This window comes from Streptomyces sp. NBC_00090 (assembly GCF_045160815.1).
GTDB lineage: Bacteria > Actinomycetota > Actinomycetes > Streptomycetales > Streptomycetaceae > Streptomyces.
In genome coordinates this window covers 3113016-3138597 of sequence record NZ_CP108224.1, presented here as the reverse complement: position 1 = coordinate 3138597, position 25582 = coordinate 3113016, and the positions used below count along the sequence as shown (strand labels likewise).

The following is a 25582-nucleotide window of genomic DNA, read 5'->3' as shown; positions in this document are numbered from 1 at the left end:
CTGTAGCCTCGGAGGTCCCGCACACCGCTTTTCCGAAGGAGTTCCCCCGTGAGCCAGCGCACGCTCGTCCTGCTCAAGCCCGACGCCGTCCGCCGTGGCCTGATCGGCGAGATCATCGGTCGTATCGAGCGCAAGGCAGGCTGGACCCTCGCGGCCCTGGAGCTGCGCGAGCTGGACCAGGACACGCTGGAGCAGCACTACGGCGAGCACAAGGGCAAGCCCTTCTACGAGCCGCTGATGGGCTTCATGTCCTCCGGCCCCGTCGTCGCGCTCGTCGTCGAGGGCGAGCGGGTCATCGAGGGCGTCCGCCAGCTGGCCGGTCCGACGGACCCGATCGCCGCCGCGCCCGGCTCCATCCGCGGCGACTTCGGCACCATCGTCCGCGAGAACCTGATCCACGCCTCGGACTCCGAGGAGTCGGCGCTCCGCGAGCTGAAGATCTTCTTCCCGGGTCTCGTCTGACCCGGTGCTGACCCGGCGTCAGCCGAACAGCACAACCCTGTGGGGCGACCGAAGGAATTCGGTCGCCCCCAGGCATATGAACGCCAATCCCGGGAACGGATCGCCGCGTCCTACCGTCACCAGATACAGAGGTGGACCAACGCGCGGCATCCGTGCGGGCGGCACTACGATGGAAAACTCCACGCCGCACCACTCTCAGCCATGGGAAATCAAGGGGAACTCAATGTCGTTCATCGGCCGTGACATGGCTGTCGACCTCGGGACCGCCAACACGCTGGTGTACGTCAGGGGGCGGGGCATCGTTCTGAACGAGCCGTCCGTCGTCGCGATCAACACCAACACCGGCGGCATCCTGGCGGTCGGTGCCGAGGCGAAGAAGATGATCGGCCGGACGCCCGGCAACATCGTCGCCGTCCGCCCGCTCAAGGACGGCGTGATCGCCGACTTCGAGATCACGGAGCGGATGCTCCGCTACTTCATCCTCAAGATCCACAAGCGCCGCTACCTGGCCCGCCCCCGGGTCGTCGTCTGCGTGCCCTCCGGCATCACCGGCGTGGAGCGCCGCGCCGTCATCGAGGCCTCGACGCAGGCCGGTGCCCGCCAGGTGCACATCATCGAGGAGCCCATGGCGGCGGCCATCGGCTCGGGCCTCCCCGTCCACGAGGCCACCGGCAACATGGTCGTCGACATCGGTGGCGGCACCACCGAGGTCGCCGTCATCTCCCTCGGAGGAATCGTCACGGCACAGTCGATCCGGGTCGCCGGCGACGAGCTGGACAACGCGATCATCCAGCACATCAAGAAGGAGTACTCGCTCCTCCTCGGTGAGCGGACCGCCGAACAGATCAAGATCACCATCGGTTCGGCCTACGACCTCGACAAGGACGAGCACACCGAGATCCGCGGCCGCGACCTCGTCTCCGGTCTCCCGAAGACCGTGGTCATCTCCGCCGCCGAGGTCCGCAAGGCCATCGAGGAGCCGGTCAACGCGATCGTCGACGCGGTGAAGACCACCCTCGACAAGTGCCCGCCCGAGCTCTCCGGTGACGTCATGGACCGCGGCATCGTTCTCACCGGTGGAGGCGCTCTGCTGCGCGGCCTCGACGAGCGGCTCCGCCGCGAGACCGGCATGCCGATCCACATCGCCGAGGACCCGCTGGACTCGGTGGCGCTCGGCGCCGGCAAGTGCGTCGAGGAGTTCGAGGCCCTCCAGCAGGTCCTGGACGCCCAGCCGCGCCGCTAGCACCACCACGGAGCACCACCGCGTAGAACCCCACAAGAGAACAACCGCACAGCCGAACAACGGAACCACGAGGAAAGGCACGGCCGCCGCACGTGAGGGACACACGAGAGAGCCGGCTGCTCCTGGTGCTGCTGATCGCCATCGCGTTCGCACTGATCACGGTGGACATCCGCGGCGGTCAGGAGTCACCCGTCGACGGTGCCCGACAGGCCGCCGCCGCGGTCTTCGGACCCGTCGAGAACGGTGTGGCGGCCGCCGTCGACCCCATCGGGAACGCCATAGGCGCGGTCCGCGACTCCGGCGAGCGGCACACGCGGATCGCCGCCCTGGAGAAGGAGAACGCCGAGCTCAAGGCCGAGCTCGGCAGCGACGACCGCAACCGCAACCGGCTGCGCGAGCTCGACGCCATGCTCAAGACCGCCGGCGCCGGGCAGTACGGCATCAAGGGCGCGCAGGTCATCGCCATAGGAGCGGCCCAGGGCTTCTCCTGGACCGTCACCGTCGACGTCGGTGCCCGCGACGGCATCAAGCGGGACATGACCGTCCTCAACGGCTCCGGACTCGTCGGCCGTGTCACCACCGTCGGCCCGTCCACGTCCACGGTCCTCCTCGCCAACGACCCCGACTTCACCGTCGGTACGCGCATGGAGAAGTCCGACGAACTCGGCTTCGCCACCGGCCAGGGAGACCGCCCCCTCCTCGTCCAGCTCCTCAATGGCAAGGCCAAGGTGAAGGCGGGCGACCGTCTCGTCACCTTCGGCTCCAGCGGCGACAAGCCCTTCGTGCCCGGCGTCCCGGTCGGCGAGGTCGTCCGCGTCGACCCCGCGGGCGGCGGCCTGACCCGCAACATCTACGTCCGCCCGTACGTCGGCTTCACCAAGCTCGACATCGTCGGCGTCGTCGTCCAGGCCCCCCGCTCCAACCCCCGCGACACGGTGCTGCCGCAGAAGCCCAAGCCCGCCCCGACCGTCACCGTCACGGTCACGCCACCGCCACCGGACGGACAGCAGCCCGCCGACGGACAGCAGCCGAACGAGAACCAGCAGGGCCGGAACCAGCAGGCACCGCAGGACCAGGGGGACGCGACACCGTGAAGTTCAACCGCATCCTCCTCTCCGCGACCCTGATCGTGGTCGCGCTGGTCGTCCAGGTCTCCGTCCTCGCCCGGCTCCAACTCCCCGGCGCGGTCCCCGACCTCGTCCTCCTCACCGTCGTCGGCCTCGCCCTCGTCTACGGACCCGTCAGCGGCTCCCTCATCGGCTTCACCGCCGGGCTCCTCGCCGACCTCGCCCCGCCCGCCGACCACGCCGCCGGCCGCTACGCCCTCGTGCTCTGCGTCGTCGGCTACCTGGTCGGCCTCGCCCGCCCCGAGAACGGCCGGCTGACCTCCGCGACCGGCCCCATGGCCGTCGTCGTCGTCGCGGCCGTCGGCTCCACCCTCCTCTACGCGGGCGTCGGCGCCCTCGTCGGCGACACCGCCGCCCGCCATGTCGGCCTGGGCTACCTGCTGTTCACCGCGGCGGTCTACGACCTGCTCCTCGCGCCGTTCACCGTGCCGCTCATCATGGCCCTGGCCCGCAGAGCCGAGAACGATCCGCTCGCCGACGCCACCGGGTCGAACGGCGCCGACGTCTCCTCCGGCTGGCTCTCCTCCGGGACCGGCCTGCGGATCGGCACCCAGCGCGGCGGCCTGCGCGTGAAGGCCGCCCGGAGCCGCGCCTCACGGGCCGGCCGCATCAAGGGAGTCAAGCGACTGTGACCGAGGGGGTCCCGGCAGTATGAGCAACATCCCCGAGACCGGGCGGACCCCGCGGGTCCAGATCCGGCTCGTCGTCATCCAGATCCTCGTCTTCTCGCTGCTCCTGACCCTGGGGGGCCGCCTCTGGTACCTCCAGATCCGGAACGGCAAGGAGTACACGGACGAGGCGAAGAACAACCACGTCCAGCAGGTCGTCCAGCCCGCCGTCCGAGGCGCCGTCCTCGACGCCCGAGGCGTCCCGCTCGCGGACAACGAGACCCGGCTCGTGGTCTCCGCCTCCCGCACCGAGCTGCTGAAGATGAAGGACCGGGGCAAGACCGTCCTGACCCGGCTCGCCGGCGTCCTGGAGATGAAGCCCGAAGACGTCATCAACAAGATCCGGCTCTGCGACTCGAAGACCCCCAAGCCCTGCTGGAACGGTTCGCCCTACCAGCCGATCCCGGTGACCGACGAGGCCACCACCCAGCAGGCGCTGACGATCCGCGAGAGCTCCGAGGACTTCCCCGGCATCACCGCCGAACCCACCGCCGTGCGCCGCTACCCCGCGCCCGGGAAGGCCCGTACCTCGCAGGTGCTCGGCTACCTGTCGCCCGTCACCGACGGGGAGATCGAGAAGGCCAAGGACACCGACTCGCCGTTCCTCCGCTCCGACCAGGTCGGCCGCTCCGGTATCGAGCGCACGTACGACAAGGAGCTGCGCGGCAAGGCCGGCGTGACCCGCTACGAGGTGGACAACCTCGGCCGCGTCATGGGGCAGACGAAGTCCGACCCGGGCGTGGCCGGCTCCACCCTCGTCACCAGCATCGACGCCCGCGTCCAGGCCGTCGCCGAGTACGAACTCAACGCGGCGATGAAGGTCGTCCGGGGCGAGACCGACAAGATCACCGGCCGCAAGTACGAGGCCGACTCGGGCGCCGTCGTCGTCATGGAGACCAAGACCGGCCGCGTCGTCGCGATGGCCTCCCAGCCCGACTACGACCCCAACGCCTGGGTCGGCGGCATCTCCGCCAAGGACTACGCCGCGATGACCAGCAAGGGCTCCAACTACCCGCTGCTCAACCGGGCCATCCAGGGCCAGGCCCCCGCGGGCTCCATCTTCAAGGTGGTGTCGGCCAGCGCCGCCGTGCGAGCCGGCTACGACTTCAACGACAAGTACAACTGCAGCGCCTCCTACAGCCTCGGCAGCCGCAGCTTCGCCAACTTCGAGTCCCAGGGCCACGGCCCCATCACCCTCGGGGACGCCCTCAAGTTCTCCTGCAACACCGTCTTCTACGCCCTGGGCCACAAGGAGTGGCAGCGCGACGGCGGGATCAAGCCCAACAAGAACGCCCACGACTGGTTCTACACGACCGCCCGTGACTTCGGACTCGGTTCCGAGACCGGCATCGACCTGCCGAACGAGGTCACCGGTCGGATCCCCGACCGCAAGTGGAAGCAGAACTTCTGGGAGGCGAACAAGGACGCCTGGTGCAAGCAGGGCAAGAAGGGCGGCACCTACGTCGAGCAGATCGCCTACGAGAGCTGCCTCGAAGGCAACCAGCTGAAGGCCTACGACAGCATCAACTTCGCCATCGGCCAGGGCGACGTCCTCGTCACCCCCATCCAGATGGCCACCGCCTACTCCGCCATCAGCAACGGCGGCACCCTCTACGACCCCACCGTCGGCAAGGCCGTGATCAGCCCGGACGGCAAGTCGATCCGGGAGATCAAGCCCACGCCCCACGGGAAGCTGCCGGTCGGCGCTCAGACGATCCGCGACCTCGACAAGGGCCTGCGCTCCGTCGTCGAACCCGGAGGCACCGCGGCCTGGCGGTTCGGCGGCTGGCCCCAGGACAAGATCCCGCTGCGGGCCAAGACCGGAACCGCCCAGGTCTACGGCAAGCAGACCACCTCGTGGCTGGCGACCTACACCGACGACTTCACGATCGTCATGACGATCTCCCAGGGCGGCACCGGCTCCGGAGCCTCCGGCCCCGCCGTGCGCAACATCTACGACGCCCTCTACGGCCTCGACGACGCGGGCAACCAGGACCTCAAGCGGGCCCTGCTGCCGCACCCGCAGAAGGCCCTGCCGAAGGTCAATGCCGACGGCACCATCGACGCCCCCGCGATCAAGCCGTACGACCCCAAGTCGCAGTTGGTCGACCCCGCCGAGAACGGCGGCGGAGCACCGCCGCTCGCGGGCCCGCCTGCCCACCTGAGGGACTGACACGATGACGACCCGCACGAGCTTCTCCGTGTCCCGTTACGCACCCGACCGCGGGCCGGTCGCCCGACTCACCGCCCGTGACTCGGTGCTGCGCCGGCTCGACTGGCCGATCCTGCTCTCGGCGCTCGCGCTCTCCGTCCTCGGCGCCCTGCTCGTCTGGTCCGCCACCCGGGGCCGCACCGAGCTCAACAACGGCGACCCGTACTACTTCCTCTTCCGCCACCTCCTCAACACCGGCATCGGGTTCACCCTGATGATCGGCACGATCTGGCTCGGCCACCGCACCCTGCGCGGCGCGGTGCCGATCCTCTACACGCTCTCGATCGTGCTGATCCTCGCCGTCCTCACCCCGCTCGGCGCCACCATCAACGGCGCCCACGCGTGGATCGTCATCGGCGGCGGCTTCTCCCTCCAGCCCAGCGAGTTCGTGAAGATCACGATCATCCTGGTCATGGCGATGCTGCTCGCCGCCAAGGTCGACGCCGGCGACCAGCTCCATCCCGACCACCGCACCGTCGCCAAGGCCCTCACCCTGGCCGCCCTCCCGATGGGCATCGTCATGCTGATGCCCGACCTCGGCTCGGTCATGGTCATGGCCGTCATCGTGCTCGGCGTGCTGCTCGCCTCCGGCGCCTCCAACCGCTGGGTCCTCGGCCTGATCGGCGCCGGCGTCGGCGGCGCGGTCCTCGTCACCACGCTCGGCATGCTCGACGAGTACCAGATCAACCGCTTCGCCGCCTTCGCCAACCCCGAGCTCGACCCGTCGGGCGTCGGCTACAACACCAACCAGGCACGCATCGCGATCGGCTCCGGCGGGCTGTACGGCGCAGGCCTCTTCAAGGGACACCAGACCAGCGGCCAGTTCGTGCCCGAGCAGCAGACCGACTTCATCTTCACCGTCGCGGGTGAGGAGCTCGGTTTCGTCGGCGCCGGACTGATCCTCGTCCTCCTCGGCGTCGTGCTCTGGCGGGCCTGCCGGATCGCCCGCGAGACCACCGAGCTCTACGGCACGGTCGTCGCGGCCGGCATCATCGCCTGGTTCGCCTTCCAGTCCTTCGAGAACATCGGCATGACCCTCGGCATCATGCCGGTCGCGGGCCTGCCGCTGCCGTTCGTGTCGTACGGCGGCTCGTCGATGTTCGCGGTGTGGGTGGCGATCGGACTGCTCCAGTCGATCAGGGTGCAGCGCCCGATGACGGCGTAGCGACGCGCTGTCGCCCCGCGTTTCCGTTACGCCCTCCGTGTCCGCATCCGAGGTATTAGATTCGATGCATGGCGGAGACGAAACGCGAGATCGAGCGGAAGTACGAAGCCACGGGTGAGACCCGGGTACCGGACCTCACACGGGTCCCCGGGGTCTCGGCCGTCGGGGACCGGGGCGTCATGGAACTCGACGCCGTCTACTACGACACGCCCGACCTGCGGCTCGCCGCCGACGGGCTCACACTGCGGCGGCGCACGGGCGGGGACGACGAGGGCTGGCACCTCAAGTTCCCCGTCGCCTCCGGAATCCGCGACGAGATCAGGGCCCCGCTGGCCGACACCCTCCCGGGTGAGCTGGCGGGGCTTCTGCGTTCCCGGATCCGGGACGGTGGGGTCGTCCCGGTCGTCCGGCTCCGCTCCGCGCGGGACGTCCGCCACCTCGTGGACGGGAACGGCACCCTCCTCGCCGAACTGTCCGTCGACACCGTCCGTGCCGAACGGCTGCCCGGGGGAGCGGAGGCCTCCTGGACCGAGATCGAGGTCGAACTCGCCGACGCCGTGGCCGACGCCGACGCCGACGCCGCCGACGACACCGGCACGGCGATCCTCGACGCGATCGAGAAGCGCTTCAAGAAGGCGGGCATCCGCCCCTCGGCGTCCGCCTCCAAGCTGGCGAGGGCCCTGGCGGAGACGGAGCCCGACGCCCCCGCGCGCGGCACCGCATCCGAGCCCGCCCCCGACACCGCACCCGCGCCCGGCACCGCCGGTCACGCCGTCCTCGCCTACGTACGCAAGCAGGCGGACGCGATCGTCGAGCTCGACCCGGCCGTCCGGCGCGACCTGCCCGACGCCGTCCACCAGATGCGGGTCGCCTGCCGCCGCATGCGCAGTGCCTTCAAGACGTACCGGAAGGTCCTCGACAGGGCCGTCACCGACCCCGTCGGCGCGGAGCTGAAGTGGCTGGCCGGAGAGCTCGGCGTCGCCCGGGACCAGGAGGTGATGAGCGAGCGGCTGCGCGACCGGGTCGACGCCCTTCCCCGGACCCTGCGCCTCGGCCCGGTCCGCGGCCGGCTGCGGACCTGGTCCGCGGCCCGCGCCCGGGGCGGTCGGCGCCGTACCCTCGCCGCCCTGGAATCGGCCCGCTACCTCGCCCTGCTCGACACCGTCGACGAGCTGCTCGCCGACCCGCCGCTGCGCAAGGCCGCCGCCCGTGACGCCCGTACGGTGCTCGCCCGCGCCGTCCTCAAGGACCACGACCGCCTCGCCGCCCGCGTCGACCGGGCCCTCGCCCTCCGCCCCGGCCGGGACCTCGACCTCGCCCTCCACGAGGCCCGCAAGGCCGCCAAGCGCGCGAGGTACGCCGCCGACGCCGCCACCCCCGTCCTCGGGAAGCCCGCACGGAAGTTCGCCAAGCGTGTGAAGTCCGTCCAGTCCCTTCTGGGTGAACACCAGGACGGAGTCGTCGCCCGCGAGGCCCTGCGCGAGCTCGGGATCCAGGCCCACGCGGCCGGCGAGTCCGCCTTCACCTGGGGACTTCTCCACGGCCGCGAGGAAGCGGCGGCGGAGTCCGCGGAGCGCGCCCTCCCCAAGGCCTGGGCGAAGGCCTCGGCCCCGGAAATCCGGGCGGCACTGACCCGCTGAGCACCGGGGTACGCTTGAGAGTCGCCCCCCTGCCAGCTCACGAAGGTTCGAGATGTCTGCTGCCGAGTCTGTCTTCCCGCAGCTCGAAGCTCTGCTCCCGCACGTGCAGAAGCCGATTCAGTACGTCGGTGGAGAGCTGAACTCCACGGTGAAGCCGTGGGAGTCCGCCGACGTCCGCTGGGCGCTGATGTACCCGGACGCGTACGAGGTCGGTCTGCCCAACCAGGGCGTCATGATCCTTTACGAGGTGCTGAACGAACGCGAGGGCGTCCTCGCCGAGCGCACCTACAGCGTGTGGCCGGACCTGGAGGAGCTGATGCGCGAGCACCGGGTCCCGCAGTTCACGGTCGACTCGCACCGTCCCGTCGGCGCGTTCGACGTCTTCGGCCTGAGCTTCTCGACCGAGCTCGGCTACACGAACATGCTCACCGCCCTCGACCTCGCCGGCATCCCGCTGGAGTCGAAGGACCGGACCGTCGACCATCCGATCGTGCTGGCCGGCGGCCACGCCGCCTTCAACCCCGAGCCGATCGCGGACTTCATCGACGCGGCGATCATCGGCGACGGCGAGCAGGCCGTCCTCGACATGACCGAGATCATCCGCGACTGGAAGGCCGAGGGGCGGCCGGGCGGCCGCGAGGAGGTCCTCCTCCGTCTCGCGAAGACCGGCGCGGTCTACATCCCGGCGTTCTACGACGTCGAGTACCTGCCGGACGGCCGCATCGGCCGTGTCGTGCCCAACAGGTCGGGCGTGCCGTGGCGCGTCTCCAAGCACACCGTCATGGACCTCGACGAGTGGCCGTACCCGAAGCAGCCCCTCGTGCCGCTCGCGGAGACCGTCCACGAGCGCATGTCCGTCGAGATCTTCCGCGGCTGCACCCGCGGCTGCCGCTTCTGCCAGGCCGGCATGATCACGCGCCCCGTGCGGGAGCGAAGCATCACCGGCATCGGCGAGATGGTCGAGAAGGGTCTCAAGGCGACCGGCTTCGAGGAGGTCGGCCTCCTGTCGCTCTCCTCCGCCGACCACACGGAGATCGGTGACATCGCGAAGGGCCTCGCCGACCGGTACGAGGAGGACAAGGTCGGTCTGTCCCTCCCCTCGACCCGCGTCGACGCGTTCAACGTCGACCTGGCCAACGAGCTGACGAGGAACGGCCGTCGCTCCGGTCTCACCTTCGCCCCCGAGGGCGGCTCCGAGCGCATGCGCAAGGTCATCAACAAGATGGTCTCGGAGGAGGACCTCATCCGGACCGTCTCCACCGCGTACGGCAACGGCTGGCGCCAGGTGAAGCTGTACTTCATGTGCGGCCTGCCGACGGAGACCGACGAGGACGTCCTCCAGATCGGCGACATGGCCGTCAAGGTCATCGCCGAGGGCCGCAAGGTCTCCGGCCAGAACGACATCCGCTGCACCGTCTCCATCGGCGGCTTCGTCCCCAAGCCGCACACCCCGTTCCAGTGGGCGCCGCAGCTGTCGGCCGAGGAGACGGACGAGCGCCTGGCGAAGCTCCGCGACAAGATCCGCGGCGACAAGAAGTACGGCCGCTCGATCGGCTTCCGCTACCACGACGGCAAGCCCGGCATCGTCGAGGGCCTCCTCTCCCGCGGCGACCGCCGCATCGGCTCGGTCATCCGCGCCGTGTACGAGGACGGCGGCCGCTTCGACGGCTGGCGCGAGCACTTCTCGTACGACCGCTGGATGGCGTGCGCCGAGAAGACGCTGCCCGGCTTCGGCGTGGACGTCGCCTGGTACACGACCCGCGAGCGCACCTACGAGGAGGTCCTGCCCTGGGACCACCTGGACTCCGGTCTCGACAAGGACTGGCTCTGGGAGGACTGGCAGGACGCGCTCGACGAGACCGAGGTCGAGGACTGCCGCTGGACGCCGTGCTTCGACTGCGGTGTCTGCCCCGCGATGCAGACCGAGATCCAGGTCGGTCCGACGGGCAAGAAGCTGCTGCCGCTCTCGGTCGTGAAGTAGGCCGATCGGGTAACGCTCGGGTGACGGCCCGGCGCAGGGGAAACCCTGCGCCGGGCCGTTGCGTCATTCCCGGCATGAGCATGGAGAACCCGCCGCCGCCGGCACTGATCCGCATCCCGGTCCGGATCGTCGTGCTGGTGATCGTCCTGCCGATCCGCATGGTCTGGGACGTGCTCACGGCCACGGGGCGCTTCCTCGACCGCACCCTCCTCCGCCCGACGGGCCGCGGCCTGGCGTGGCTCTTCCACCACACGGTGACCCGGCCGGCCCGATGGCTGTACCGGCGGGTGCTCGCGCCGGTGGGCCGGGGGATCGCGTGGGTGTTCACCGGTGTGGGCCGGGGACTGGCGTGGGTGTTCACCGGTGTCGGCCGAGGGCTGGCGTGGGTGTTCACGCGGGTGGGCCGCGGTCTCGGGTGGGTGTTCACCGGCGTCGGCCGGGGACTCGCCTGGTTCCTCACCGGTGTCCGGCGCGGCCTGGCCTGGTTCCTCACCGGCCTGGGCCGGGGCCTCGCCGTCACGGGCGGGTGGCTGTGGTCCGGTCTGTCGGCCGCCGGCCGCCGGCTGGGGAAGGCGCTGTTCGTCTGGCCCTGGGTGGGCCTCTGGCGGTACGTGATCGTGCCGCTCGCCCGGTACGGGATCGCCGTCCCGGCCGTGTGGCTGTACCGCCACGTCCTCGCCCCGCTCGGCACCGCCTCCCTGTGGCTGCTGGAGAAGCTTCTCCTCGTGCCGGTCGCCGCCCTCTTCCGGTACGTCCTCGTCCCGGTGTTCCGGTACGGGATCGCCCTCCCCGCCATCTGGCTGGACCGCCACGTCCTGACCCCGCTCGGCCACGGGATCCGATGGGTCTTCGTCCAGGTCGGACGGGGTCTCTGCTGGTTCTTCCCCCGGCTCGGCCGCGGTCTCGCGGCCGTGCTGGCGTGGTCCGGCAGGGCGGTGTTCGTGTGGCCGTGGGTGGGGCTCTGGCGGTACGTGATCGTGCCGGTCGCGCGGTACGGCTTCGCCGTCCCCGCCACATGGCTCTGGAGGCGGGTCCTCGTACCCGTCGCGCGGGAGATCCGCGACGCCCTCGCCATCTGCTGGCGGGTCGCCGGGTTCCTCTCCCGGGCCGTCGGCCGGGCCCTCAAGTGGATCGCCTGGAACCTGGTCGGACGGCCCGTGACCTGGGCCTGGACGCAGGTCGTCCGGCCGGTCGGGCACTGGGTCCGCGACAGCGTCTGGGCGCCGGCCCGCAGGGCCGCCGTCGAGGCCGGGCGAGCGGCCAAGGACGCCCTCGCCACCGCCCGCGCCACCGTGCGGGAGGCCCGCAGGGACGCCTGGCGTGCCCTGGTCGGCGGAGCACGGATGACCGAGCCCGGGGAACCGGAGGTGGCCCGGGCGCGTACTCTGGGTAGTACAACGAACGTCCCCGGCGCGGCGCCCGCCCCCGAGATCTCCCTGCGAAAGCGGGGGTGAACCGGGCGGGACCCCCAGGGCGACCCGTACATCTCGTGGACGGCGCCACCCGCGCCGTCCCGCACCGAGGAGAAGAACCACTGGGCAAGCGACAGCCCGAAGGCCCGCCGCCCGCACCGGCGGTGCAGCGCATCCGACTGCGCTACACCAAGCGCGGCCGCCTCCGGTTCACCAGCCACCGTGACTTCCAGCGCGCCTTCGAGCGTGCGCTGCGCCGCGCCGAGGTGCCCATGGCGTACTCGGCCGGCTTCACCCCGCACCCCAAGGTGTCGTACGCCAACGCCGCCCCGACCGGTACGGGCTCCGAAGCCGAGTACCTGGAGATCGCGCTCACCCAGACGCGCGACCCGGAGACGCTGCGGGCGCTGCTCGACGAGTCCCTCCCCACGGGCCTCGACATCACCGACGCCGTCGAGGCCCGCACCTCGGGCCTCGCCGACCGGCTCACCGCCTCCGTGTGGGAGCTGCGGCTCGAGGGCGTCACCGTCGAGGACGCTTCGAAGGCCGCCGGGACGTTTCTCGCGGCCGAGACCGTGGAAGTACAGCGCAAGACCAAGAACGGCATCCGCACCTTCGACGCCCGTTCCGCGGTCACCGAGCTGACGGTCTCGACCCCCCCGGGCGATCCCCAGGGTGATAGGCCGCTGGACAGCGCCTGTGCGATACTGCGGCTGGTTGTTCGGCACGTGACACCTGCCGTGCGACCCGACGACGTCCTGTCCGGTCTCCGAGCTGTGGCCGACCTGGCGCCGCCGGTCCCCGCTGCGGTGACCAGGCTGGCGCAGGGGCTCTTCGACGAGGAGTCCGGCACGGTGACCGACCCGCTCGCGCCCGACCGCGAGGCAGTCACGGCCGCTTCAACCACGGCCGACGCGACCGCCTCAGCGACGGCGCCGGGTGCAGGTACCGCGTAGGGAGCGGTCGTTGTAGCGCAGCCCTGGTACTCGGGAGCCACCTGGGTCGGGCAGCGCACTGACCAGGAGACTTTCGCCAGGCCGTACGCACAGGGCGTACGGAACCGGCGAGCCAGACATCAGCTCCCGTGCGGCGCCCGCGCCCCGGACGGCGGCACCGCGCCACAGGCGCGATCGTGCCGCCGGACCGGAACCAGACGCGGCGCCCGGGAGCGTGACGGGAGAACCGCCCGCATGCTCGAGCCCACCGAAGACAACAACGCCCCCGGTGACAAGCTGCCGCCGCGCCGCAGGCGCCGCGCCGCTTCCCGCCCCGCCGGTCCGCCGGTGACGGCCGGTACGGAGTCCACCGAGACCACGGCAACCGCCGAGACCCCGGCCGTGGAGGCCGCCCCGGTCGAGGCCGAGGCCCCCGCGCCGCGCACCCGCCGCCGCGCCACCCGCAAGGCCACCGCACCGGCCGCGGAGACCGCCGAGGTCGCCGCCCCGGTCGACGAGACCCCCGCTCCGGCCGAGGCCCTCGCCGCTCCGGCCGAGGAGGCCCCCGAGGCCGCTCCGGCGCGCCCGGCCCGCCGCCGTGCCACCCGTAAGGCCACCGCGCCCGTGACCTCCACGGCCCCCGCCGAGGAGCCTGCGGCCGAGACCGTCGAGGCCGTCGCCGCTCCCGCCGAGGAGGCCCCCGAGGCCGCTCCGGCGCGCCCGGCCCGCCGCCGTGCCACCCGTAAGGCCACCGCGCCCGTGACCTCCACGGCCCCCGCCGAGGAGCCCGCGGCCGAGGCCGAGCCGGTCGCCGAGGTCGCCGCCCCGGTCGAGGAGGCCCCCGAGGCCGCCGCGCCGCGTACCCGCCGCCGTGCCACCCGCCGGGTCACCTCGCCCGAGGCGACCGTCGAGGCCGCCCCCGTCGAGGCCGCCCCCGTCGAGGCCGTCACCGGCGAGACGCTGCCCCAGGCCGCCGTCGCGCAGATCGCCGCCGACGAGGCCGAGGTCGCCGCCGCCGAGACCGCCGCCACCCGTGGCCGCGGCCGCCGCCGCGCCACCTCGCCGCAGTTCACCTCCGAGCCGGCCACGACCCCCGAGACGTCCGGCGCCCGCCGCGCCGCACGTCCCGCCGTCGCCGTCTTCCAGGCCCCGGTCTTCGCCGAGCCGATGTTCCAGACCCCGGAGACGGCCGCCGCGGCCGCCGCCGCCGAGGTCGTGGAGCCGGAGGAGGACGAGCTCGACGAGACCGTGGAGACCGTCGAGATCGAGGCCGAGGCCGTCGAGACGACCGGGCCCATCGAGATCCCGGAGGCCACCGAGCGCGCCGAGACCGGCTCCCGTCGCCGTCGCCGCCGCCGTGGCGAGCCCGTCGCCGTCGAGCCCGTCCCCACCACCGTCGCCGACGAGCCCGAGGTCGAGGCCGTATCGGACGAGGTCGAGGAGGCCGAGGAGGCCGAGGAGACGGACGAGTACGGGGACCGCCCGTCCCGCCGTCGCCGTCGCGGTGGCCGTCGCCGCCGTCGCGGTGAGCTCACCGAGGTCGAGGAGTCCGAGGAGTCCGAGGAGTCCGAGGAGTCCGACGAGCTCCGGTCCGAGGACGAGGCCGAGGAGGGCGAGGAGGAGCACGACGAGGCCGAGGCGTACGCCGGCGGCTCCAGCAGCTCCCGTCGCCGCCGTCGTCGCCGCCGTCGCAGCGGGGACGCCTCCGCCGACCTCGAAGGCGCCGAGGAGGAAGGCGTCCGCACGGTCGTCAAGGTCCGCGAGCCCCGCCCGGCCCGCGAGAAGGTCGAGCCGGGCACCGGCGCGGACGAGGTCCAGTCCATCAAGGGCTCGACCCGCCTGGAGGCCAAGAAGCAGCGCCGCCGCGAAGGCCGCGAGCAGGGCCGCCGCCGCGTCCCGATCATCACCGAGGCCGAGTTCCTGGCCCGCCGCGAGGCCGTCGAGCGCGTCATGGTCGTCCGCCAGAGCGGCGAGCGCACCCAGATCGGCGTCCTGGAAGACAACGTGCTCGTCGAGCACTACGTCAACAAGGAGCAGGCCACCTCGTACGTCGGCAACGTCTACCTGGGCAAGGTCCAGAACGTCCTGCCGTCGATGGAGGCCGCCTTCGTCGACATCGGCAAGGGCCGCAACGCCGTCCTGTACGCCGGTGAGGTCAACTTCGAGGCGCTCGGCATGGGCCACGGCCCGCGCCGCATCGAGACCGCCCTCAAGTCCGGCCAGTCGGTCCTCGTGCAGGTCACGAAGGACCCGATCGGCCACAAGGGCGCCCGTCTGACCAGCCAGGTCTCCCTGCCCGGCCGCTACCTCGTGTACGTGCCCGAGGGCTCGATGACCGGCATCAGCCGCAAGCTCCCGGATACCGAGCGCGCCCGTCTGAAGACCATCCTCAAGAAGATCGTCCCCGAGGACGCGGGCGTCATCGTGCGCACCGCCGCCGAGGGCGCGAGCGAGGACGAGCTGCGCCGTGACGTCGAGCGTCTGCAGGCGCAGTGGGAGGACATCCAGAAGAAGTCGAAGAGCGGCAACGCGCCGACGCTGCTCTACGGCGAGCCGGACATGACCGTCCGGGTCGTCCGCGACATCTTCAACGAGGACTTCTCCAAGGTCATCGTCAGCGGTGACGACGCCTGGGAGACCATCCACGGCTACGTGCACCACGTCGCCCCGGACCTGACCGACCGCCTGTCCAGGTGGACGAGCGAGGTCGACGTCTTCGCGACGTACCGGATCGACGAGCAGCTCATGAAGGCGCTGGACCGCAAGGTCTGGCTGCCGTCCGGCGGCTCGCTGGTGATCGACAAGACCGAGGCGATGATCGTCGTCGACGTCAACACCGGCAAGTTCACCGGCCAGGGCGGCAACCTCGAAGAGACCGTGACGAGGAACAACCTCGAAGCGGCCGAGGAGATCGTGCGCCAGCTGCGCCTGCGCGACCTCGGCGGCATCGTCGTCATCGACTTCATCGACATGGTCCTGGAGTCCAACCGCGACCTGGTGCTGCGCCGCCTCCTGGAGTGCCTGGGCCGGGACCGGACCAAGCACCAGGTGGCCGAGGTCACCTCGCTCGGCCTGGTGCAGATGACCCGCAAGCGGGTCGGCCAGGGCCTCCTGGAGTCCTTCTCCGAGACCTGCGTCCACTGCAACGGCCGCGGTGTCATCGTCCACATGGAGCAGCCGACCACCGCCGGTGGCGGTGGCGGCGGCAAGCGCTCGAAGAAGCGCGGTCGCGGCGGTGCCGAGCACGTCCACGAGCACGAGCACGAGGCCGTCGAGTCCGGCGCCGAGACCGAGGCCGAGCACGAGGTCGAGACCGAGACCGAGGCCGAGGTCGCGGCGGAGCTGGCCGCCCCGGTGGCCCTGCCGGAGCCCATCGCCCCGGACGAGGAGCTGTACGGCAGCATCGCCGAGGCCGAGGCCGCCGCCACGCGCGGTCGTGGCCGTCGCCGCGCCACCCGCCGGGTGTCCGCGCCGACCGCCCCGGCGCCGGTCGCCCAGGCCCCCGCGCCGGCCCCGGTCGTCGAGGCCGAGCCCGTCGTGGCCGAGCCGGAGCCGGTCGTCGAGACCGTCGCCGAGCCGGTGGTCGAGCCGGTGGTCGAGGAGACCGCCGCCCCGGCCCCGCGTGGCCGTCGCCGCGCCACCCGCCGCGTGACGTCCCCGGTCGTGTCGACCACGGAGACCGCCGAGCCGGCAGTCGCCGAGCCGGTCGTCGAGGCGGCCCCGGAGCCGGAGCCCGTCGTGGAGCCGGAGCCCGTCGTGGAGGCCGCGCCGGAGCCCGTCGTCGAGGAGGCCCCCGTGGCCGCCCCGCCGCGTGCCCGTCGCCGGGTGGTCCGTAAGGCCACCGCTCCCGCCGGTTCGCCCGCGGGCGCCGAGGAGGCCGCCGTTCTCGTGGTCGACGCGACTCCGGCCGAGACCCCGGAGGCCGCCGAGGCCACCGAGGTCACCGAGGACGAGGCCGGGACCGAGGCCGCGCCGGCCAAGAAGACGGCCGCGCGCAAGACCGCGAAGAAGGCCACGGCCAAGAAGGTCGCCACCAAGAAGACGGCGGCGACCAAGAAGACCGCGGCGAAGAAGACCACCGCCAAGAAGGCCCCGGCCAAGAAGGCGGCGGAGAAGACCGCGGCTCCGGCCCAGGACTGATCCACCGGTGTGCGGGCCGCCCCTCCCAGGAGGGGCGGCCCGCACCCGCTCGGGCGAATTTGACCCCTTGTGGCAGCCGCCCGTAACCTAGACCGTCGGCGTGTCTTACTGGACGCGTCGCGCCTCTGAGCACCTCCCTCCCGCTCGCCGGGAGAGGCCGCTCGTCCGATTCCGGAACGCCGCGGGCCCTTGGGCCCGTGTGAGTGGCTGGCTTCAGAGGTTTCATCCCGAGTGAGAGAGAGATCCGCGTGTACGCCATCGTGCGCAGCGGTGGTCGCCAGCACAAGGTTGCTGTCGGCGACATCGTTGAGGTTGACAAGATTCCCACTGCCAAGGTTGGCGACACGGTCGAGCTCTCGACCCTGCTCGTTGTCGACGGCGACGCCGTGACCAGCGACCCGTGGGTCCTGGCCGGGATCAAGGTTCAGGCCGAGATCGTGGACCACCACAAGGGCGCCAAGATCGACATCCTGCGCTACAAGAACAAGACCGGCTACCGCCGTCGCCAGGGTCACCGCCAGCAGTACACGGCGATCAAGGTCACCGGTATCCCCGCGGCTGCGAAGTAAGAGGGACTGAGACATGGCACACAAGAAGGGCGCATCGTCCACCCGGAACGGGCGCGATTCCAACGCTCAGCGGCTCGGCGTGAAGCGCTTCGGCGGTCAGGTCGTTTCCGCTGGTGAGATCCTCGTCCGCCAGCGCGGCACCCACTTCCACCCGGGCGCGGGCGTCGGCCGTGGCGGCGACGACACGCTGTTCGCCCTCCTGCCCGGCTCGGTGCAGTTCGGCACCCACCGTGGCCGCAAGGTCGTGAACATCGTTCCGGTCGCCTGATCGGATCTTTGCGGAGGCGGACCTCACTTCCCGGAAGGGAAGCGGGTCCGCCTTTCGCGTGTTACTAGATAGACATTCCACCCTCCTCGGCCTTTGGGCCGCGGAGACCCCCAATCTGGAGGCAGAACCATGACCACCTTCGTGGACCGCGTCGAGCTGCACGTCGCCGCGGGTAACGGAGGCCACGGCTGCGCCTCCGTTCACCGGGAGAAGTTCAAGCCGCTCGGCGGACCCGACGGCGGCAACGGCGGCCGTGGCGGCGACGTGATCCTGGTCGTCGACCAGTCCGTCACCACGCTGCTCGAATACCACCACTCGCCGCACCGCAAGGCGACCAACGGTCAGCCCGGCGCCGGCGACAACCGCTCCGGCAAGGACGGCCAGGACCTCGTCCTGACCGTGCCCGACGGCACCGTCGTCCTCGACAAGCAGGGCGAGGTGCTCGCCGACCTCGTGGGTGAGGGCACCACCTTCATCGCGGGCCAGGGCGGCCGCGGCGGCCTCGGCAACGCGGCGCTGTCCTCCGCCCGCCGCAAGGCCCCCGGCTTCGCCCTCCTCGGCGAGCCCGGCGAGGCGCGGGACATCGTCCTGGAGCTCAAGACCGTCGCCGACGTGGCCCTCGTCGGCTACCCGAGCGCGGGCAAGTCCTCGCTCATCTCGGTGCTGTCGGCCGCCAAGCCGAAGATCGCCGACTACCCCTTCACGACGCTCGTCCCGAACCTGGGCGTGGTCACGGCCGGCTCGACCGTCTACACGATCGCCGACGTGCCGGGCCTGATCCCGGGCGCGAGCCAGGGCCGCGGCCTGGGCCTGGAGTTCCTGCGCCACGTGGAGCGGTGCTCGGTCCTCGTCCACGTCCTGGACACGGCGACGCTGGAGTCCGACCGCGACCCGATCACCGACCTCGACATCATCGAGGAAGAGCTCAAGCAGTACGGCGGGCTCGAGGACCGGCCGCGCATCGTCGTCCTCAACAAGATCGACATCCCGGACGGCCAGGACCTCGCGGACATGATCCGCCCGGACCTCGAAGAGCGCGGCTACCAGGTGTACGAGGCCTCCGCCGTGGCCCGTACGGGCCTGAAGGAGCTCTCCTTCGCCCTCGCCGGCATCGTCGCGGAAGCGCGCGCGGCGAAGCCGAAGGAGGAGGCGACCCGGATCGTCATCACCCCGAAGGCCGTCGACGACGCGGGCTTCACGGTCACGTACGACGAGGCCGAGGACGTGTACCGGGTGCGCGGCGACAAGCCCGAGCGCTGGGTCCGCCAGACCGACTTCAACAACGACGAGGCCGTGGGCTACCTGGCCGACCGCCTCAACCGCCTCGGTGTCGAGGACAGGCTGATGAAGGCGGGCGCCCGCGCGGGCGACGGCGTCGCGATCGGCTCCGAGGAGAACGCGGTCGTCTTCGACTGGGAGCCCTCGATGATGGCGGGCGCCGAGATGCTCGGCCGCCGCGGCGAGGACCACCGTCTGGAGGCCCCGCGACCGGCCGCCCAGCGCCGCCGCGACCGGGACGCGCAGCGGGACGACGCGCAGCGGGAGTACGACGAGTTCGACCCGTTCTAGGGCGTGTGTCCGGCCGGAGCGGGTTCGTCCCGCTCCGGCCGGACCGTGGAAAGGAGGGCCGTCGACTTTGTTCGACGGCCCTCCTTTCGGTTCCGTCGACCGGGCTCCCGGTGGTTCCGGCGGACGGATCCCGGTGCGGTCCGTGGGACGGTTTCCGGTGCGGTCGGGCGGACGGATCCCCGTGCGGTCCGGGGGACGGTTTCCGGTGCGGTCCGTGGGACGGTTTCCGGTGCGGTCCGGCGACGGTTTCCGGTGCGGTCGGGTGGCGGAGGGGCTCCCGTAGGATTCTCGGGTGAGTGAGACCCCCCAGCCGCAGGACACGGCACGTGTCAGTGTCGTCGTCATCGCGTACAACGACGCCGAGCACGTCGGCGACGCGATCCGCTCGGCCCTCGCCCAGGGCGAGGCCGTCGGTGAGGTCGTCGTCGTCGACGACGCCTCCGGGGACACCACCCCCGACGTGCTCGCCGGGTTCGCCGACGAGCCGCGGGTGCGGCCGCTGATCCGCGAGGACAACAGCGGCGGCTGCGGCACCCCCCGCAACGACGGCATGGCGGCCGCCGTCCACCCCTACGTCCTGTTCCTCGACAGCGACGACCTGCTGATGCCCGGCGCCGTCGACGGACTCCTCGCCGTGGCGACCGAGCGGCGCGCGGACGTCGTCGCCGGCGTCTGTGTGCGGCGCGAGCTCCCCGAGGGCCGCGAGACCGTCTGGGCGCCCTCGCTGTACGACGTCTCCCAGGGCGCCACCCTCCCGGGCACCGTCCTCGACGGCGTCGAGGGGCACCCCGAGTTCGTCCTCGACACGCTCTCCGTCAACAAGCTCTACCGCCGCGACTTCCTCGACAAGCACGCGATCCGCTTCCCCGACGGCGCCTTCCACTACGAGGACTTCGTCTTCAGCGCCCGCGTCCAGGCCGCCGCCCCGCGACTCGCCGTCACCGACGTGCCCGTGTACGTCTGGCACGTGCGGCGCCAGGCCTCGACCCTGTCGATCTCGCTGCGCCGCGCCTCCCTGGCGAACTGGGAGCACCGGATCGCCGCGCACCGCGCCGTCGTCGAGGTGTTCCGTACGGCAGGACGGTCCGCGCTCGCCGTCGCCGCGCAGACGAAGTTCCTCGACTACGACCTCCCCATGTACCTGCGCGAGCTGCCGCAGCGGACCGCCGCCTACCGCGCCGACTGGTGGACGGTCACCCGCGCCCACCTGGCCGGTTTCGACGCCGCCGCGGTCACCGCCGCCCTGGTCCCGTCCCGCTGGCTGCACGCCGGGCTCACGGCACTCGCCGCAGTGCCCGAGGGGCGGGAACTCACCCGGTTCGTCGAGCTCGCCGCCCCCCGGCCGCGGCTCGTCCCCCCGTACCCCCGCGCCGAGGACGGCACCCCGGTGCTGGCCGGCGCCCCCGCCGACGTACCGCTGGACGGGCTCGCCGAGCTGTCCCCGGCCGACCTGCCGGTCGCCGTGGACGGCGTCGCCTCCGTCGGCGGGGCGACCCGCGTGACCGTGACCGTGCACGAGATGTACGGGCGTGTCGGCGCGCTGTACCCCGTCGCCGTGCGTGTCGACTTCACCGAGCGCGTCTCGGCCGCGACGGTCTCCGCCGAGGCCCCGCTCCTCCCCGTCGACGAGGGCTGGACCGCCACCGTTCGGGTCCCCACCGCGAAGCTCCTCCGCCCGGGCCGGCTGGCCGCCTGGTCGCTCCTCGCCGAGCTGCGTTACGCGGACGGCTCGACCGGAACCGCCGAGGTCAGGGCCCCGGAGGGCTTCGCGGGACGGCGCGGCATGGTCCTCGGCAGGCTGGGCCGGGTTCTGCTCGTCCAGGTCGTGGCCTCGGCGCGCCGAGGCCTGATCCTCCGCCTCGCGGGAGGCGCGGTCGGCGCCCGCCAGGTCGTGTCGGGCCGGCTCAGGAGACTGCTGGCGATGCGGTGAACATCACCCGATGTGCGGGAGATGAGTTATGGAACAATTCTTCCTGCCGGGTAGTCTTGCCGGTCGCCGGGGGGCGTTCATCGAACAAGAGTGAGCGCGACCCGCACCACAAAAATCAGAAGCGCGCCATGATCGTGGCGCAGGCAGCTCCGTGGCAGACCGGGACACGCACCGGACGTCGCCGCATGCACGTGTGAGAGGACTTGGATGCCGACTAGCGACGTCCCTGATGTGAGCGTCGTCGTCATCGTCTACAACGATGAGGAACGGCTCCCGCGAGCGGTTCGGTCACTGCTCGACCAGACCCTGAACAACCTCGAAGTGATCATCGCCGACGACTGTTCGACCGATGGCACCGAGCGCGTCGCGCGTGCACTTGAGGCCTCCGACCCGCGCGTACGGTACGTGCGCCTGGAGCAGAACAGCGGTGGCTGCAGCGCCCCGCGAAACCGGGGCATCGCGGTCGCCCGCGCCCCGTACATCATGTTCCTCGACAGCGACGACGAGCTGCCCAGGCACGCCTGCAAGAGCATGCTGCTCGTCGCCGAGGAGACCGGTGTCGACTTCGTGACCGGTGAGGTGACCCGGCTCTTCGAGGAGTCGAACACCACCGGCCTCTGGTACCCGCACCTCTTCACCGAGCGCCGGGTCGTGGAGGGCATCGCCGAAGCGCCCGAGTACTTCTTCGACCACCTGTCGACGAACAAGCTCTACCGGATCGGCTTCATCCGGGACAACGGGCTCACCTTCCCCGAGGGCATCCACTACGAGGACCAGCTGTTCTCCGCGCAGGCGTACACGCTCGCGGAGACCTTCGCCGTCGTCCCGTGGTCGATCTACACCTGGCGTCTCGCGCCGGAGAGCGTCTCCATCTCCTCCAGCCGCCACAAGATCCAGAACGTGCGCGACCGCATCGGCGTGGCACGGCTGATCGACGCGTGGTTCGAGGAGCGGGGCCACGCGGAGCTGCGCGCGGAGAAGGACTACAAGTTCCTCCGCCACGACTTCCGCCTGTACCTGGGCGACCTGCCGTTCCGTGACGCCGACTGGGTCGCGGAGTTCGCCGAGGTGGTCAACCCGTACCTCGCGGAGATCTCCGACGAGACCTACGCGCGGCTCTCGCGCGAGGAGCGCATCTGCATCCACCTGCTGCGCACCGGCCGCCTCGAAGAGGCCTCGGTGGCCGCCCGCCAGTTCGGCCGGCCGCAGCTCGCGCCCCGCGCCGTGACCGAGGTGGACGGGGTGGCCTACTGGGGCGCCGTCGCCCCGGCGGACGACGCCGACCGCAGCGAGCTGGACCTCAGCGAGTGGCACCTGCACGACCAGATCCTCAGCAGCGGGCGGCTGCGTCACGAGCTGACCTCCGTGTCGATGCTCGGACCGGTCCTGCGCCTGGAGATCCGTACGTACGACCCGATCGGCCTGATCACCGAGGGCGCCCAGGCCTCGGTCAAGCTGGCCGCCCACAAGACGCCGCTGAGCGTGCCCCTCACGCTCGTACCGGACGGCGAGGGCCAGTACGTGTCCAAGGCCGAGGTGGACCTGAGCAGGGTCCCGGTCGGCAAGGTCGGCGTGGCGACCCGTCGCCACCCGGTGGTCGCCCTGGAGTGCGACGGCGCGCGGCGGACGGACATACTGCTGGCCAAGCACGACCAGCCGGACTACCGCGCCACCGTCACGTACCACAAGTTCGGCATCCACCACATGCGCATCCAGGCGGAGCAGAAGGGTGCGGGGCGCCTTGAGGTGACCTGGCAGCGCTCCGGCGTCCTGAAGTCCCTCGAACCGCTCGGCCCCTACGCCCGCAAGACGAAGGCCAAGGTCGGCAAGGTCCGCAAGATCCTCGCCGGCAACGAGGGCAAGGCGACCGCCTACGACACGATCTCCAAGCTCCCGCGCAAGCGCAGCCTGGCCGTCTTCGAGGCGATCGAGGGCCGCGGCTACGCGGACAGCCCCCGGTACATCTACGAGGAGCTCAAGCGCCGGAACCTCCCGATCGACGTGGTCTGGTCGTACTCCGGGAACCGCTCCTCCTTCCCCGACGACGTCACGCTCGTCAAGCGCGGCAGCTTCGCCTACGGCCGCGCGCTGGCCCGTGCCACGTACTGGGTCGACTCGCACAACCTGCCGTACCTGTACCCGAAGCCGAAGGGCACCCGGTACCTCCAGACCTGGCACGGCCAGACCTTCAAGGCGATGGGCTTCGACGTCCCGTCGCTGCGCGGTGCCTCGGAGATGGAGAAGGGGCGCTTCCGCGCCGCCGTGGGCCGCTGGGACGCGCTCGTCTGCCCGAGCTCCGAGTTCGAGCGGACCTTCGTCCCCGCCTTCGAGGTCCAGGCTGCCGACCTGATCCGCTCCGGCTACCCGCGCAACGACGTGCTCGTGCGCTGGGCCGAGCCGGAGCAGCAGGCCAAGGCGGCCGCCACCCGCCAGGCGCTGGGCATCCCGGCCGACCGCAAGGTCCTGCTCTACGCCCCGACCTTCCGTGACGCGGCCCGCCGCACCGGTCAGTCGATCCGCGTGGACTTCGAGGAGCTGGCTCCGTACCTGTCCGACGAGTGGGTCGTCGTCGTGCGAGCCCACCCGTACGACCGGTTCAAGGTCGACCCCGAGCTCGGGCACTTCCTCCGCGACGGTTCCTCGTTCGCCGACATCAACGACCTGATGCTGGCCTCGGACGCGGTCCTCACGGACTACTCGTCGCTGATGTTCGACTACGCCAACACCGGCCGTCCGATACTGCTGTACACGGACGACTACGAGGCGTACAAGGGCGGCGACCGGGGCACGTACTACGACCTCGAGGACATCGCGCCCGGGCCGATGCTGACGACCACCGAGGACCTCGCCGCCGCCGTGCGAGACCTGGAGGGCGTCCAGGAACGGCACGCACAGCGCTACGCGCGTTTCCAGGAAATGTTCTGCTCGTACGAGACCGGCCACGCGAGCAAGCTGGTGGTCGACGCTTTTTTCGAAGGCGGCACCCATGACTGAGGCCTCCCCCGTCCGCAACGTGTTCTTCGTCGGTATCGACGTCGACTCGATGGGTGGATCCCAGCGGGTGCTGCACACCCTCGCCCAGGGCATGGGCGAGCGGGGCCACCGCGTCGAGCTGATCGGCATCCGCCCGAGCACCGAGCCCTTCCCGTACAACGCCACGCGTACGTACCAGCACTCGACGCTCTACCCGCCGGCCTCGGAGCCCAAGCCGCCGGTGCGCACCGTCGGCGACCGGCTCAGCCTGGCGCGGCGCGCCGACGCCCGGCGGGCGCGGACCGACCGTGACAACGCGCGAGCCGAGATGCAGCGGAAGCTGTCGGCGGTCGAGGACGGCTACATCGTCTTCGGTTCGCCGTGGGCGGCGGACTGGGTCATGCCCCTGAAGTGGCGTCACCTCAAGGGCATCGGGCAGTACCACGAGTCCTTCGCGCAGGCCAAGCGCAGCGCCAACCTGGGGCTGATCCGGCGTCACTACCCGGCTCTGGAGCAGACCCTGGTCCTCTCCGAGGGCGACGCGGTCGAGTTCGTCAACCAGCGCGTGCCGAACGTGCGGGTCATGCCGAACCCGCTGCCGTTCTACCCGGACGAGCTGGCTCCGCTCGACACCCGCAAGATCGGCGCGGTCGGCCGGCTCGACCCGATCAAGCGGTACGACCGGATGATCGAGGCCTTCGCCCAGGCCCACAAGGGCCGCGAGGGCTGGGAGCTGCACCTCTTCGGTGACGGCCCCCTGGAGACCGAGCTGCGTATGAAGGCCGAGGACCTCGGCGTCGCCGACCAGGTCGTCTTCCGCGGTACGGCCAAGGACATGGCGTCCGCCTACCGCGAGCTGTCCGTGGTCGCGATCAGCAGTGAGCGCGAGGGCCGCCCGATGGCGCTGGCCGAGGCGGCCGCGTGCGGAGTGCCGTGCGTGAGCTTCGACGTCTCGGGCGGTGTCCGGGAGCTCGTCGCGGACGGCGTCACCGGCACCCTGGTGCCGCCGGCCGACGTGCCCGGGCTCGCCGCCGCGTTCGGCGAGCTCATGGACGACGCCGAGCTGCGGCAGCGGTACGGCAGGGCGGGGCGCGAGCACGTCGCGCACCTGGCGCTGCCGCACGTGCTCGACCAGTGGGAGGCGGCGTTCGCGGAGATCGAGCGCTGAGAATCCCCTGGGGAGATCTCCTGTCGGAGCCCCGTCCGGACACCGTCCGGGCGGGGCTCCGGCGCGTGTACGGGCAGGGGCTCCGGCCTGTCGGGCGAGGGGCTCCGGCGCGTCCGGACC

The 25582-nt window shown here is 71.5% G+C and carries 17 protein-coding genes; all 17 read left to right on the top strand.

Annotated features, from left to right (window positions below; all coding sequences use genetic code 11):
* Positions 1 to 48: 48 nt before the first annotated feature.
* The 17 genes from ndk to OG361_RS13705 all read left to right on the top strand — a co-directional run bounded on the left by ndk (position 49) and on the right by OG361_RS13705 (position 25462).
* Positions 49 to 462, top strand: a complete 414-nt coding sequence (ndk, locus tag OG361_RS13785; RefSeq protein ID WP_141301954.1) for a nucleoside-diphosphate kinase — start codon at positions 49 to 51, stop codon at positions 460 to 462.
* Positions 463 to 685: 223 nt separating this feature from the next.
* Positions 686 to 1705, top strand: coding sequence for a rod shape-determining protein (locus OG361_RS13780; RefSeq protein WP_125753625.1), 1020 nt, complete (start codon positions 686 to 688; stop codon positions 1703 to 1705).
* A 92-nt stretch (positions 1706 to 1797) separates the two neighbouring features.
* Positions 1798 to 2799: a rod shape-determining protein MreC gene (gene mreC / locus OG361_RS13775; protein WP_405853586.1), complete on the top strand. Its 1002-nt coding sequence runs from the start codon at positions 1798 to 1800 to the stop codon at positions 2797 to 2799.
* Positions 2796 to 3464 (top strand): rod shape-determining protein MreD, encoded by a 669-nt coding sequence (mreD, locus tag OG361_RS13770; RefSeq protein WP_405853585.1) that lies wholly within the window; start codon positions 2796 to 2798, stop codon positions 3462 to 3464. The genes mreC and mreD overlap by 4 nt, the downstream gene beginning before the upstream one ends.
* Before the next feature lie 19 nt (positions 3465 to 3483).
* The gene (mrdA, locus tag OG361_RS13765) at positions 3484 to 5673 is read left to right on the top strand and encodes a penicillin-binding protein 2 (protein WP_405853584.1); all 2190 of its coding nucleotides are present in this window, start codon (positions 3484 to 3486) and stop codon (positions 5671 to 5673) included.
* Positions 5674 to 5677: 4 nt separating this feature from the next.
* Positions 5678 to 6877 (top strand): rod shape-determining protein RodA, encoded by a 1200-nt coding sequence (gene rodA / locus OG361_RS13760; RefSeq protein ID WP_405853583.1) that lies wholly within the window; start codon positions 5678 to 5680, stop codon positions 6875 to 6877.
* A gap of 68 nt (positions 6878 to 6945) precedes the next feature.
* Entirely contained in the window at positions 6946 to 8517 is a 1572-nt protein-coding gene (locus OG361_RS13755) for a CHAD domain-containing protein (RefSeq protein WP_405853582.1), read from the top strand.
* 52 nt (positions 8518 to 8569) lie between these two features.
* Positions 8570 to 10498 (top strand): TIGR03960 family B12-binding radical SAM protein, encoded by a 1929-nt coding sequence (locus OG361_RS13750; RefSeq protein WP_405853581.1) that lies wholly within the window; start codon positions 8570 to 8572, stop codon positions 10496 to 10498.
* 74 nt (positions 10499 to 10572) lie between these two features.
* Complete coding sequence (locus OG361_RS13745) at positions 10573 to 11952, top strand: hypothetical protein (RefSeq protein WP_405853580.1); 1380 nt, start codon at positions 10573 to 10575, stop codon at positions 11950 to 11952.
* Positions 11953 to 12074: 122 nt separating this feature from the next.
* Positions 12075 to 12866 carry a TIGR03936 family radical SAM-associated protein gene (locus OG361_RS13740; protein WP_384559108.1) on the top strand — a complete coding sequence of 264 codons (792 nt, stop codon included), beginning with the start codon at positions 12075 to 12077 and terminating at the stop codon, positions 12864 to 12866.
* Between the two features lie 234 nt (positions 12867 to 13100).
* A complete protein-coding gene (locus OG361_RS13735) occupies positions 13101 to 16985 on the top strand; it encodes a ribonuclease E/G (protein WP_405853579.1) in 3885 nt (1294 codons plus the stop codon).
* 248 nt (positions 16986 to 17233) lie between these two features.
* Complete coding sequence (gene rplU, locus OG361_RS13730) at positions 17234 to 17554, top strand: 50S ribosomal protein L21 (protein ID WP_056558958.1); 321 nt, start codon at positions 17234 to 17236, stop codon at positions 17552 to 17554.
* Positions 17555 to 17567: 13 nt separating this feature from the next.
* Positions 17568 to 17822: a 50S ribosomal protein L27 gene (rpmA, locus tag OG361_RS13725; RefSeq protein WP_024756701.1), complete on the top strand. Its 255-nt coding sequence runs from the start codon at positions 17568 to 17570 to the stop codon at positions 17820 to 17822.
* 129 nt (positions 17823 to 17951) lie between these two features.
* A complete protein-coding gene (obgE, locus tag OG361_RS13720) occupies positions 17952 to 19391 on the top strand; it encodes a GTPase ObgE (RefSeq protein ID WP_405853578.1) in 1440 nt (479 codons plus the stop codon).
* Positions 19392 to 19683: 292 nt separating this feature from the next.
* Entirely contained in the window at positions 19684 to 21321 is a 1638-nt protein-coding gene (locus OG361_RS13715) for a glycosyltransferase (RefSeq protein ID WP_405853577.1), read from the top strand.
* A gap of 207 nt (positions 21322 to 21528) precedes the next feature.
* The gene (locus OG361_RS13710) at positions 21529 to 24315 is read left to right on the top strand and encodes a CDP-glycerol glycerophosphotransferase family protein (protein ID WP_405853576.1); all 2787 of its coding nucleotides are present in this window, start codon (positions 21529 to 21531) and stop codon (positions 24313 to 24315) included.
* Positions 24308 to 25462, top strand: coding sequence for a glycosyltransferase (locus OG361_RS13705; RefSeq protein WP_405853575.1), 1155 nt, complete (start codon positions 24308 to 24310; stop codon positions 25460 to 25462). Before OG361_RS13710 ends, OG361_RS13705 begins: the two co-directional genes overlap by 8 nt.
* Positions 25463 to 25582 lie beyond the last annotated feature (120 nt).